The sequence below is a fragment of the Streptomyces flavochromogenes genome (assembly GCF_000717595.1).
In the GTDB taxonomy this organism is placed as follows: domain Bacteria; phylum Actinomycetota; class Actinomycetes; order Streptomycetales; family Streptomycetaceae; genus Streptomyces; species Streptomyces flavochromogenes.
This window is the reverse complement of sequence record NZ_JNZO01000024.1, coordinates 162148-173091: the sequence shown is the minus strand read 5'-3', so window position 1 is coordinate 173091 and position 10944 is coordinate 162148. Positions and strand designations below refer to the sequence as shown.

Below are 10944 nucleotides of genomic sequence, written 5' to 3'. Positions count from 1 at the left end.
ACTAATCTGGCGTTGATTTTTGGCACGCTGTTGAGTTCTCAAGGAACGGACGCTTCCTTTGTACTCACCCTCTCGGGCTTTCCTCCGGGCTTCCCTTCGTGTTTCCAACCTTACCAGATCCTTTTCCGTTCCGTTTCCGGTTCGGAGTTTGTATCCGGTGGCCTGTTGGCTGCCTTTCGCCTTTCGGCGTGGTCACTACATTAGCTGATTTCTTCGGCGGCTCATAATCGAGCGATCGAATTCGAATTTCGGCATGCCGAAATAAGCCCCTGCTGGGGAGTCATCTTGAGTAGTGGGTGGCAGCTGCGGGGTGCTTGAACAAGCAGGCCCGTAACCAGCTGCTCGGGCTACGTTAGGCGGTCGGACGTCTTGAGTCAAGTGTGCGCCTCCGGGGCGAGTGGGGACGATACGGACTCACCGTCGGGTCCTCGTCGATCCAGAAGCGCCAGGGGTGCGGGGCGCCGTCGCCGCCGACTCCCGTGCGGGGGCCGTTGCGGATCCGGCCGGGGGCGGGCGGGGTGCCGGTGAGGAGGGAGAGAGGGGCGTCCGGGCCGGCGCAGGTGTCGGTGCCGTTCAGGGAGAGAGCGATGTCGAGGGCCGTGGCCAGCCGGGCGGGGCCCTTGGCCAGCTCGCGGTCGTGACGGGCCGAGCGCCGGCGGGGGCGGGCCAGGTCGGCGCCCTTCAGGATCTCCCCCGCGCGCAGCAGTACCCCGCTCGCCTGGCCCTCGGGGCCGCAGACCAGGTTGAGGCAGTGCCACATGCCGTAGGTGAAGTAGACGTACGCGTGTCCGGGCGGGCCGAACATGACGGCGTTGCGCGCCGTCCGGCCCCGGAAGGCGTGCGAGCCGGGGTCGATCGCGCCGGCGTACGCCTCCACCTCCGTCAGGCGCAGTTCCATCAGTCCTTCGGGTGAACGGCGGACGAGTGTGCGGCCGAGGAGATCGGGGGCGACGTCGAGGACCGGGCGGTCGAAGAAGGTCCGTGGGAGCGGCGTACGGTCGGGGCTCTCGCTCATGGCGCACGAGCGTAGTGGGGGTCCGGCGGGGAACCGACTACGGTCGTCGCGCGTATGTAGGGGTCAGGACTGAGAAGGAGTGAAGGTCATGGGATTCAAGAAGCTGCTCGCGAGCCTGGGCGCCGGTGGGGCCACCGTGGAGACGGTGCTCACCGAGGAGAACGTGGTTCCCGGTGGTGTCGTCCAGGGTGAGGTCCGGATCCAGGGCGGCAGCGTCGACCAGCGGATCGAGGGTCTCTCCGTCGGCCTGCAGGCGCGCGTCGAGGTCGAGGGCGGCGACCAGGAGCACAAGCAGGACATCGAGTTCGTCAAGGTCCGTCTGGGCGGTGCCTTCGAGGTGAAGGCCGGCGCGGTGCACGTGGTGCCGTTCGGTCTGGAGATCCCGTGGGAGACGCCGGTGACCTCGGTCTCGGGGCAGCAGCTGCGCGGGATGAACATCGGTGTGACCACCGAGCTGGAGATCGCCCGCGCGGTGGACTCCGGTGACCTGGACCCGGTCAACGTGCACCCGCTGCCGGCGCAGCAGGCGATCCTCGACGCGTTCCTCCAGCTGGGCTTCCGCTTCAAGAGCGCGGACATGGAGCGCGGGCACATCCGGGGGACGCGGCAGAAGCTGCCCTTCTACCAGGAGATCGAGTTCTTCGCGCCGCAGCAGTACCGGGGTCTGAACCAGGTCGAGGTCAGCTTCGTCGCGGACGACCGTGAGATGGACGTCGTCCTGGAGATGGACAAGAAGCCGGGTCTGTTCGGTGAGGGCAGCGACTCGTTCCGTGCGTTCAAGGTGGGTCTGGACGACTTCCACGCCACCGACTGGGCGGCTTACCTGAACCAGTGGCTCGCCGAGGTCGGCGGCCGCCGCAACTGGCTCTAGGCTCGGGCCCGTAAAGGCTGCTGAGGCAGTACGGGCGATACGGAGGTTTCGACGTGTCCGAGGGCAAGAGGGCGCCGCTCCCGCATGACTTCCATCCGCCGGTGGCGGCGTTCACCGTGGTGAGCGACGACATCGCGCCGGGCGGGGTCCTGAAGGACGCGCAGGTGTACGCGGCGGGGAACACCTCGCCGCAGCTGCGCTGGGAGGGGTTCCCGGCGGAGACGAAGAGCTTCGCCGTCACCTGCTTCGACCCGGACGCCCCGACGGGCAGCGGGTTCTGGCACTGGGTGCTGTTCGACATCCCGGCGTCGGTGACCGAGCTGCCCGCCGGAGCCGGGTCGGGGTCGTTCGCGGGGCTGCCGGCCGGGGCCGTGCACGTCCGGAACGACTACGGATCGAAGGACTTCGGTGGTGCCGCTCCCCCGGCGGGAGAAGAGCACCGCTATGTGTTCACGGTGTACGCGGTGGACAGCGAGAGGCTCGGTCCGGACGGCGACGTGTCGCCCGCCGTGGTCGGGTTCAACCTGCGCTTCCACACGCTGGGGCGTGCCCAGTTGATCGGTGAGTACGCGGCTCCCGCGGCGGTCTGATCGTTCGTTTGTTGTTTGCCCGCTTCTGGTCTTGGAGAGATCAGAAGCGGGCATCTTTTGTTGCGCGGGAAATATTGCGTTGTCCGACCCCGGCCGGCCCGGCCATCGTTGATCCAGGCCCCACCGCCCCGCTCCGGGGCCGGGCCTGCACACGGGAGGTGGGCACAATGCGGGACACGCTGGTACTCAACGCGAGCTTCGAGCCGCTGTCGACGGTCTCTCTCAACCGTGCGGTGGTGCTGGTCCTGACGGACAAGGCCGTCGTCGAGCACGCCCATCCCGATCTGCGGGTGCGAGGTGCGGCCGTCGATCTTCCGGTGCCGCGGGTGATCAGGCTCTGCCGCTACGTCCGGGTGCCGTTCCGAAGACAGGCACCGTGGTCGAGGAGGGGGGTGCTGGTGCGGGACCAGCACCGGTGCGCGTACTGCGGGCGGCGGGCGACGACCGTCGACCACGTGGTGCCGCGCGCGCAGGGCGGTGGCGACAGCTGGCTGAACACGGTCGCCTCGTGCGCCGAGGACAACCACCGCAAGGCGGCCAGGACGCCGGAGCAGGCGGGGATGCCGCTGCTGTTCCAGCCGTTCGAGCCGACGCCCGCGGACGCGATGCTGCTGGCGATGCGGGCGAGCGAGCGGTCGGAGCTCCCGGAGTGGCTGGCGAAGGCTGCCGCGTAACCCGGTCTCGTAGGGAAGGGCCCCCTCCCCCGGTGTGGGGAGGGGGCCCTTCCGTCCTTCCGGCCGACGGTTCTAACGGAGTGTCAGCTGGAGGATGGCGATGACGCCGACCGCGATGATCACTCCGCGCAGGACCGTGGGCGGCAGCTTGCGGCCGACCTTGGCGCCGATCTGGCCGCCGATGGTGGAGCCGACGGCGATGAGCAGGACGGCCGTCCAGTCGAACTCGGCGACGAAGAGGAAGAAGACGGCGGCGACGCCGTTGACGAGGGCGCCGAGGATGTTCTTGACCGCGTTGATCCGCTGCAGGGTGTCGTGGAGCAGCAGGCCCATCAGGGAGAGGTAGAGCACGCCCTGGGCTGCGCCGAAGTATCCGCCGTACATGCTGGCGAACAGGAGGCCCACGAGGAGGACGGGGCCGCCGTCGGGGTGGGCCTCGGTTCCGGTCTGTTCACGGCGGCGCTTGACGGCGGCGGCGATACGGGGCTGGAGGACGACCAGGACGAGCGCGAGGCCGATGAGGACCGGGACGATCGCGTCGAAGGCGTCGGACGGCAGCGCGAGGAGCAGGATCGCGCCGATCAGGCCGCCGACGAGCGCGGCGGCGCCGAGACGGATGATGCGGCGCTTCTGGCCCTTGAGTTCGGCCCGGTAGCCGATGGCCCCGCTGATGGAACCGGGGACGAGGCCGAGGGCGTTGGAGACGTTCGCGGTGATCGGGGGGAGTCCGGTCGCGAGAAGGACCGGGAACGTGATGAGCGTTCCCGATCCGACGATGGTGTTGATGGTGCCGGCGCCGATGCCGGCGGCGAAGACTGCCAGGGCTTCCCAGATGGACAACGCCATCTCCTTACATGGTCAGTGAGTCGCCTCCCCGCCCTGACGTCGTCGGGGTCGAGGGGCTCGCACCGATCATGCACGAAGATTACGTGTACGTGTCAGTCAACCGGCGGTTCTTCTCGCCTCTGGGCCCCGACGGTCTTGGTGTTGAAGCCGGGGACGCTGCCGTCCTTGTTGCCGAAGGCGCCCGAGAGTCCCTTGAGGGCGTCGCCGATCTCGCTGGGCACGATCCAGAGCTTGTTGGCGTCGCCCTCGGCGATCTTCGGGAGCATCTGGAGGTACTGGTACGAGAGCAGCTTCTGGTCCGGATCGCCGGCATGGATGGCCTCGAAGACCGTACGGACGGCCTGGGCCTCGCCTTCGGCGCGCAGTGCGGCGGCCTTGGACTCGCCCTCGGCGCGCAGGATCGCGGACTGCTTCTCGCCCTCCGCGGTGAGGATGGCGGACTGGCGGGTGCCTTCGGCGGTGAGGATCGCGGCGCGCTTGTCGCGCTCGGCGCGCATCTGCTTCTCCATCGAGTCCTGGATGGAGGTCGGCGGCTCGATCGCCTTGAGCTCGACGCGGTTGACGCGGATGCCCCACTTGCCGGTGGCCTCGTCGAGGACGCCGCGGAGCGCGGCGTTGATCTCCTCGCGGGAGGTCAGGGTCCGCTCCAGGTCCATGCCGCCGATGATGTTGCGCAGGGTGGTGACGGTGAGCTGCTCGATCGCCTGGATGTAACTGGCGACCTCGTAGGTCGCGGCCCTCGCGTCGGTCACCTGGTAGTAGATGACCGTGTCGATGTTGACGACGAGGTTGTCCTGGGTGATCACCGGCTGCGGCGGGAACGGGACGACCTGTTCGCGGAGGTCGATCCGGTTGCGGATCGAGTCGATGAACGGGACGACGATGTTCAGCCCGGCGTTGAGCGTGCGGGTGTAGCGGCCGAAGCGCTCCACGATCGCCGCGCTCGCCTGCGGAATGACCTGGATCGTCTTGATCAGGGCGATGAAGACGAGCACCACCAGAATGATCAGGACGATGATGACTGCTGACATCGTGTTCCCCGTGCCCTTCGCTGCCGGTTGACTGCCGGGTGGCTTTCGATGATCGAGTCTCGCAGATGACGGAATGTCATGGGCGACGTTCGGTCACATGACGACGGCGGTGGCTCCGTCGATGTCCACGACGTCGACCTGCTCACCCGGTTCGAAGGTCTGATCGGAGTCGAGCGTCCGGGCGGACCAGATCTCGCCCGCGAGTTTGATGCGGCCTCCGCCGCCGGCGTCGACCCGTTCCAGGACCACCGCCTGACGCCCCCTCAGGGCGTCGATGCCGGAGGCGTGTTGGGGCCTGCCGTCGCGATGGCGGGCGGCGATCGGGCGTACCACCGCGATCAGCGCGACCGAGACGACGACGAAGACGAGCACCTGGGGAACGATCCCGAAGCCGAGGGCCGCGGTCACCGCCCCCGCCACCGCTCCGACGGAGAACATGCCGAATTCGGGCATCGCGGTCAGGACCAGCGGAATGCCGAGCCCCACCGCGCCGATCAGCCACCAGACCCATGCGTCGATGTCCACGTGGTCATGGTAGGGCGGGTGGGGTCCTCCGGGACAGGGCGCGGGCGGCTGTGCGGAACGCCGGCGCTTCGTCCGCTACTTCAGGGGCAGACCGTGGGCGGTCCAGCGGTCGCCGACGCGCTCGACGACGAGCGGCAGGCCGAAGCAGTGCGAGAGGTTGCGGGAGGTCAGTTCCATCTCCACGGGACCGGCCGCGAGCACCTTGCCCTGACGGATCATCAGGACGTGGGTGAAGCCGGGCGCGATCTCCTCGACGTGGTGGGTGACCATGATCATGGAGGGGGCGTACGGGTCGCGGGCGAGGCGTCCGAGACGGCGGACGAGGTCCTCGCGGCCGCCGAGGTCGAGGCCGGCGGCGGGCTCGTCGAGGAGAAGGAGCTCGGGGTCGGTCATCATCGCGCGGGCGATCAGGGTGCGCTTGCGCTCGCCCTCGGAGAGGGTGCCGAACTTCCGGTCCAGGTACTCGTTCATGCCGAGGCGGTCGAGGAAGGCCTTGGCGCGCTGCTCGTCGACCGGGTCGTAGTCCTCGTGCCAGGTGGCGGTCATGCCGTACGCCGCGGTGAGGACGGTTTCCAGAACGGTCTGGCGCTTGGGGAGCTTCTCCGCCATGGCGATGCCGGCCATGCCGATGCGGGGACGGAGCTCGAACACGTCGGTGCCGACGCCGCCGAGCTGCTCGCCCAGGATGTGGGCGGTGCCCTTGGTGGGGAAGAGGTAGCTGGAGGCGATGTTCAGAAGGGTGGTCTTGCCGGCGCCGTTGGGTCCGAGGATCACCCAGCGCTCGCCCTCCTTGACCGACCAGGAGACCTCGTCCACCAGAGCCCGTCCGTCGCGGACCACGGATACGTCCACCAGCTCCAGTACATCGCTCATGAGCGCGTTGTCTCCCCTTGCGGTCGAGTCGTGTCGTCGCCTTGCGCCGGTGGGCGCGGCGTCCAGGGGAAAACCTACGTTATCGAGGGAGCGGGCCGGTCCCTAGGGCTTCCTTTGCGTCCCCCGGTGCGCCCAGGACTCCCCCTAGTCTTGGGGGATGCTTTCGGAACCACGCTCAGGACGCCTGGCCGCTTGGGGCAATGCCCTGCTGGCCGGGGCGGTGTCGCCGGACGAGGCGGCGCTGGCCATTGTCGGGGAGGACGCGGTGCACCGCGTGGAGGGGCTGCCGGGTGAGGCGCGGCCGGTGGGGCTCACGCTGGCGCTCGGCCGGCTGCGGCGGCTCGGGGTGACCGGGTGGCGGGTGGCGCTGCCGGCGCCGGGGCATCCGCTGGGGCTGAGCGGGCCGCCGGACTTCAACGCGCGCGCGTTGGAGGCGGAGGAGGCGGTGGTGGGCCACGGCGCACCGTACGGCCTCGTGCCGGAGGTCTCGGAGGCGGGGCCGGTGGGTGACGTCCATGTGGAGGTGGTCTGGCGCTGCCTCGCGGTGCGGGAGGCACCGCCGGCGGACGTGCCGTCGCTCGGCGAGGCCGAGCGGGAACTGGCGGAGGCCCTGCGGGACGCGACGGCGGTGCTGACCCGGCTGGACGTGGCGGCCTCGGGCCCGGCGGCGGACGCGGCGCGCGAGGCGTACCGGGCGCGGGCCGAGGTGGGCCGTGAGGTCCTCGCCCCGGGCTACCCGCCGCGGGCGGTGCGGGTCCTGGAGCTGGCGCAGCGGGTGGGCCTGCTGGTGGACCTGGCGTACGACCACGGGCACGGGGGTGCGGTGAGCGCCTCGGAGATGGCGGCGCGGGGGGACGCGCTGCGGCCGGTGGAGCGGGTGGCCCGACGGGCACAGGTCGCCGCCTACAACGCCTACGTGGAAGAGCGGGAACGGGACCAGGGCTTCTGACCCCGGGCCCGCCACCCCGGCCGGCGGACGGAGTCCGCCCCGGCGGACCGAAGCCCGCGAGGCATCCCCCGCGCCGAGCGGCGCGAGGAGCGCAGAGAAGGAGGGGAACCCGGAACCGGCCCTCGGGGGGATCGTCCCGGGGGCCGGTCGGTCTGTGCGGGCGTCAGCCGTTGAGGGCGTGGTTGCCGAAGGCCGGGTTGAGCAGGCCGATCACGTTGACCGTGTTGCCGGAGACGTTCACGGGGACGTGGACCGGGACCTGCACCAGGTTGCCGGAGGCGACGCCCGGCGAGTTGAGGGCCTGGCCCGTGGCCTCGGCGCCGTGGGCGGAGGCGACACCGGCACCGGCGGCGACGATGCCACCGGCGACCATGGTGAGGGCGGCGGCCTTCTTGAGGTTCTTCACTTGGTACATCCTCCTGGTCATCGCTGCGGCCGGTCAGCCGCAGCACGCCATGGAGAACGCGGCGCCCCCCGCCAGGTTGCGCCGAACGGGGGACATACACACGACGGTATGAAGGACAGAACGGTCGTGCGCCCGGCGCGCGCGGGGGGCGCGTCAGTTGGTGAGGCCGTGGCGGACCGCCCAGAGCGCCGCCTGGGTGCGGTCCGCGAGGTCGAGCTTCATGAGGATGTTCGAGACGTGCGTCTTGACCGTCTTCTCGGAGAGGACGAGCGCGCGGGCGATCTCGCGGTTGGACCGGCCGTCCGCGATCAGGCCGAGGACCTCGCGCTCCCGCTCCGTGAGGGTCGAGCCGCGTCCCGTACCCCCTGGGGAGTCGTCCTGGCTGAGGAGCGCGCCCGCGACCTCGGGCTGGAGCAGGATGTGCCCAGCGTGGACGGAGCGGATCGCGCCGGCCAGCGCGTCGGGGTCGATGTCCTTGTAGACGTATCCGGAGGCACCGGCGCGGAGCGCGGGGACCACCGTCCGCTGTTCGGTGAAGCTGGTGACGACGAGGACCTTCGCGGGGTTGTCGAGCTCGCGGAGCCGCTTCAGCGCCTCGATGCCGTCCGTCCCCGGCATCTTCACGTCCATGAGGACCACGTCGGGGCGGAGCTCCTCGGCCCTGGCGACGCCCTCGTCGCCGTCGGAGGCCTCCCCCACCACCTCTATGTCGTCCTGCACCTCCAGAAAGGTGCGCAGGCCTCTGCGGACGACCTGGTGGTCGTCGACCAGCAGGACACGGATCTGCTTGTCAGCCACCGGGAACCTCCATCTCGATCGTGGTGCCCTCGCCCGGGGCCGAGGTCACGGTGAGTGATCCGCCGACGCCGCCCGCCCGGTCCCGCATGGAGACCAGGCCGAGGTGGCGGCCCGCGCTGCGGACCGTACGCGGGTCGAAGCCCCTGCCGTCGTCGGTGACGGTGAGCCGCGCGCCCTGGCCCGCGCGGGTGAGGGAGACGGTGACGAGTCCCGCGTCCGAGTGCCGCAGAGCGTTGTGCAGGGCCTCCTGGGCGACCCGGAGCACCGCTTCCTCCTGTGCGGCGGGCAGCGCGCGCGTCCCGGGGCTCTCGAAGGTGACCCGGGCGGTGTGGGCGCGGTCCAGGACCTGGATGTGGGTACGGAGGGTGTGGACGAGGCCGTCCTCGTCGAGGGCCGCGGGGCGGAGCTCGACGACGGCGGCGCGCAGCTCGTCGGCGGCCTCGGCGGCGAGCACGGCCACCTGCTGGAGCTCTCCCTTGGCGCGGGCGGGGTCGCGGTCGACGAGCGCGGCGGCGGCCTGGGCGGTGAGCCGGAGCGAGAAGAGCTTCTGGCTGACGGCGTCGTGCAGCTCGTGGGCGAGGCGGGAGCGCTCCTCGGCGATGGTGAGCTCGCGGCTGCGCTCGTACAGACGGGCGTTGGTGAGGGCGATGGCCGCGTGCTGGGCCAGGATCGACAGGAGTTCCTCGTCCTCGGCGGTGAAGCCGCAGCCGCCGTTCTCCTTGGGGCAGCGCTTGTTGGCGAGGAAGAGGGCGCCGAGGATCTCGTCGCCGTCCCTGACGGGGAGGCCGAGGAAGTCGGACATCTCGGGGTGGGCGGCGGGCCAGCCCTCGAAGCGGGGGTCCTCGCGGACGTCGGCGAGCCGCTCGGGCTCGGCCTTGTGGAGCATCGCGGCGAGGATGCCGTGCTGCCGGGGCAGCGGACCGATCGCCTTCCACTGTTCGTCGCTGACGCCGTCGACCACGAACTGGGCGAAGCCCCCGTGGTCGTCGGGGACGCCCAGGGCCGCGTATTCGGCGTCGAGCAGCTCGCGGGCGGAGGCGACGATCGTCTTGAGGACGTCGCGGACCTCCAGATGGCGGCTCATGGCCAGGAGGGCGGTGCTCACGGCGGCCAGGCCGGAGCTCGGTCGGTGGCTCATGTGTTCACCGTACCGGCGGGCCGTGACGGTCCGTATCCGTCCGCAGACCGCGCAGGAGGGGGACCCGGGACCTAGGTCGTAGTGCCCGGATGCCGCTGTCCCCCTTCAGGAGGAGGGGACTTACCGTGCGCATTGCTCGGGCAACGGCTGGTGAGTTCGTTACGTGCCCGATGTGAGCCCGCGCATAGGACCCAGGTCACTTACGAAGTCCCCTAGTGGACCCTCGGAGGGCGGGTCAGGGTGGGGTGAGCCCGACATAAGGGCGCTTCTGTGGCGGGTGCACGAGCCCCTGATCCACTACCCGGGATCGTACGTCACACCTTTGCCAGGGCATTTTGCGGCCGCTAAGAATTGCCCCCGTCGCCGCCGAGCTGGCGAGACACCGCCCCGGTGGAGCGACCCCCAGCGATTCGAAGAGGTAGTCCGTTATGTCTGCGAACACCCCTGGCCACACCCGTGGTCTGAAGAAGACCCACAAGGCCACGATCGCCGGCGTCGCCGCCCTGGGCGCCGCGGCGCTCACCCTCTCCCTCGTCCCCGGCAACGGCTCCACCGAGACCGAGCCCCAGGCTCTCTCCGGTACGCAGCAGGTGGCCTGGTCGTACAACGCGAACAGCCCGCAGGCGAAGGCCCTGGCCGCCAGCGTGACCGAGCAGCACGCCACCGTCGGCCTCAAGGCCAAGCAGGAGGCCGCGGCGAAGGCCAAGGCCGACGCCACGGCGAAGGCCGCCGCCGCCGCGAAGGCGAAGGCGGACGCGCAGGCCAAGGCAGCGGCGAAGGCGAAGGCGGACGCCAAGGCGAAGGCCGCGGCGAAGGCGAAGGCCGACGCGAAGAAGCGTGCCGCGGCGAAGGCGGCCGCGAGCCGTTCCGTCGCCCGCACCCCGGTCTTCGCGAACAACCTCGACGGCTGGATCCGCGAGGCCCTGTTCATCATGGACAAGCACAACATTCCGGGCACGTACAACGGCCTGCACAAGAACATCATGCGTGAGTCCAGCGGCAACCCGCGGGCCATCAACAACTGGGACATCAACGCCATCAACGGCGTCCCGTCGAAGGGCCTGCTGCAGGTCATCTACCCGACCTTCAAGGCGTACCACATCCCGGGCACCAAGTTCGACCAGTACGACCCGGTCGCCAACCTCGTCGCCGCCGCCAACTACGCGGCCGACCGCTACGGCTCCATCGACAACGTCAACAGCGCGTACTGATCGCACTCGGTCACCCG

Annotated in this window: 14 protein-coding genes; 6 read left to right on the top strand and 8 right to left on the bottom strand. The window is 70.1% G+C overall.

The features are described 5' to 3' along the window. Positions 1-204 (top strand): hypothetical protein (locus IF00_RS46495; RefSeq protein ID WP_209439800.1); only part of this gene is annotated, 204 nt, incomplete at its 5' end. 148 nt (positions 205-352) lie between these two features. On the opposite strand, the gene IF00_RS0128070 is transcribed toward IF00_RS46495, so the two are convergent. Continuing rightward, positions 353-1015, bottom strand: a complete 663-nt coding sequence (locus IF00_RS0128070; RefSeq protein WP_030322768.1) for a DNA-3-methyladenine glycosylase — start codon at positions 1013-1015, stop codon at positions 353-355. 88 nt (positions 1016-1103) lie between these two features. Between IF00_RS0128070 and IF00_RS0128065 the strand changes: the two genes are divergently transcribed. From IF00_RS0128065 to IF00_RS0128055, 3 genes are all read left to right on the top strand, one after another. Next, entirely contained in the window at positions 1104-1886 is a 783-nt protein-coding gene (locus IF00_RS0128065) for a sporulation protein (RefSeq protein ID WP_030322766.1), read from the top strand. Between the two features lie 53 nt (positions 1887-1939). Beyond that, entirely contained in the window at positions 1940-2476 is a 537-nt protein-coding gene (locus tag IF00_RS0128060; RefSeq protein ID WP_030322765.1) for a YbhB/YbcL family Raf kinase inhibitor-like protein, read from the top strand. 167 nt (positions 2477-2643) lie between these two features. Continuing rightward, positions 2644-3150, top strand: a complete 507-nt coding sequence (locus IF00_RS0128055) for an HNH endonuclease (RefSeq protein ID WP_030322763.1) — start codon at positions 2644-2646, stop codon at positions 3148-3150. A 72-nt stretch (positions 3151-3222) separates the two neighbouring features. Here IF00_RS0128055 and IF00_RS0128050 read toward each other — a convergent pair whose 3' ends face one another. From IF00_RS0128050 to IF00_RS0128035, 4 genes are all read right to left on the bottom strand, one after another. After that, positions 3223-3996, bottom strand: a complete 774-nt coding sequence (locus IF00_RS0128050; RefSeq protein WP_030322762.1) for a sulfite exporter TauE/SafE family protein — start codon at positions 3994-3996, stop codon at positions 3223-3225. Positions 3997-4088: 92 nt separating this feature from the next. Continuing rightward, the gene (locus tag IF00_RS0128045) at positions 4089-5027 is read right to left on the bottom strand and encodes an SPFH domain-containing protein (RefSeq protein WP_030322760.1); all 939 of its coding nucleotides are present in this window, start codon (positions 5025-5027) and stop codon (positions 4089-4091) included. A gap of 93 nt (positions 5028-5120) precedes the next feature. Beyond that, positions 5121-5552: an NfeD family protein gene (locus IF00_RS0128040; RefSeq protein ID WP_030322758.1), complete on the bottom strand. Its 432-nt coding sequence runs from the start codon at positions 5550-5552 to the stop codon at positions 5121-5123. A gap of 75 nt (positions 5553-5627) precedes the next feature. Then, positions 5628-6425, bottom strand: coding sequence for an ABC transporter ATP-binding protein (locus tag IF00_RS0128035; RefSeq protein ID WP_030322756.1), 798 nt, complete (start codon positions 6423-6425; stop codon positions 5628-5630). Between the two features lie 157 nt (positions 6426-6582). Here IF00_RS0128035 and IF00_RS0128030 point away from each other — a divergent pair, with 157 nt between their 5' ends. Next, a complete protein-coding gene (locus IF00_RS0128030) occupies positions 6583-7374 on the top strand; it encodes a hypothetical protein (RefSeq protein WP_030322755.1) in 792 nt (263 codons plus the stop codon). A gap of 163 nt (positions 7375-7537) precedes the next feature. Here the strand turns inward: IF00_RS0128030 and IF00_RS0128025 are convergent, their stop codons facing one another. From IF00_RS0128025 to IF00_RS0128015, 3 genes are all read right to left on the bottom strand, one after another. Beyond that, the gene (locus IF00_RS0128025) at positions 7538-7780 is read right to left on the bottom strand and encodes a chaplin (protein WP_030322753.1); all 243 of its coding nucleotides are present in this window, start codon (positions 7778-7780) and stop codon (positions 7538-7540) included. 153 nt (positions 7781-7933) lie between these two features. After that, positions 7934-8578, bottom strand: coding sequence for a response regulator (locus IF00_RS0128020; RefSeq protein WP_030322752.1), 645 nt, complete (start codon positions 8576-8578; stop codon positions 7934-7936). Continuing rightward, on the bottom strand, positions 8571-9716 hold the full coding sequence (locus tag IF00_RS0128015; protein ID WP_030322751.1) for a GAF domain-containing sensor histidine kinase: 1146 nt from the start codon (positions 9714-9716) through the stop codon (positions 8571-8573). Before IF00_RS0128015 ends, IF00_RS0128020 begins: the two co-directional genes overlap by 8 nt. Positions 9717-10144: 428 nt before the next feature. Here IF00_RS0128015 and IF00_RS0128010 point away from each other — a divergent pair, with 428 nt between their 5' ends. Further along, positions 10145-10927 (top strand): transglycosylase SLT domain-containing protein, encoded by a 783-nt coding sequence (locus IF00_RS0128010; RefSeq protein WP_030322750.1) that lies wholly within the window; start codon positions 10145-10147, stop codon positions 10925-10927. Positions 10928-10944: the final 17 nt, after the last annotated feature.

What these genes read in the sequence shown, in the direction of transcription:
- IF00_RS0128070 (WP_030322768.1), bottom strand. Translation starts at nt 1,015, where the DNA reads ATGAGCGAGAGCCCCGACCGTACGCCGCTCCCACGGACCTTCTTCGAC.
- IF00_RS0128065 (WP_030322766.1), top strand. Translation starts at nt 1,104, where the DNA reads ATGGGATTCAAGAAGCTGCTCGCGAGCCTGGGCGCCGGTGGGGCCACC.
- IF00_RS0128055 (WP_030322763.1), top strand. Translation starts at nt 2,644, where the DNA reads ATGCGGGACACGCTGGTACTCAACGCGAGCTTCGAGCCGCTGTCGACG.
- IF00_RS0128050 (WP_030322762.1), bottom strand. Translation starts at nt 3,996, where the DNA reads ATGGCGTTGTCCATCTGGGAAGCCCTGGCAGTCTTCGCCGCCGGCATC.
- IF00_RS0128045 (WP_030322760.1), bottom strand. Translation starts at nt 5,027, where the DNA reads ATGTCAGCAGTCATCATCGTCCTGATCATTCTGGTGGTGCTCGTCTTC.
- IF00_RS0128035 (WP_030322756.1), bottom strand. Translation starts at nt 6,425, where the DNA reads ATGAGCGATGTACTGGAGCTGGTGGACGTATCCGTGGTCCGCGACGGA.
- IF00_RS0128030 (WP_030322755.1), top strand. Translation starts at nt 6,583, where the DNA reads ATGCTTTCGGAACCACGCTCAGGACGCCTGGCCGCTTGGGGCAATGCC.
- IF00_RS0128015 (WP_030322751.1), bottom strand. Translation starts at nt 9,716, where the DNA reads ATGAGCCACCGACCGAGCTCCGGCCTGGCCGCCGTGAGCACCGCCCTC.
- IF00_RS0128010 (WP_030322750.1), top strand. Translation starts at nt 10,145, where the DNA reads ATGTCTGCGAACACCCCTGGCCACACCCGTGGTCTGAAGAAGACCCAC.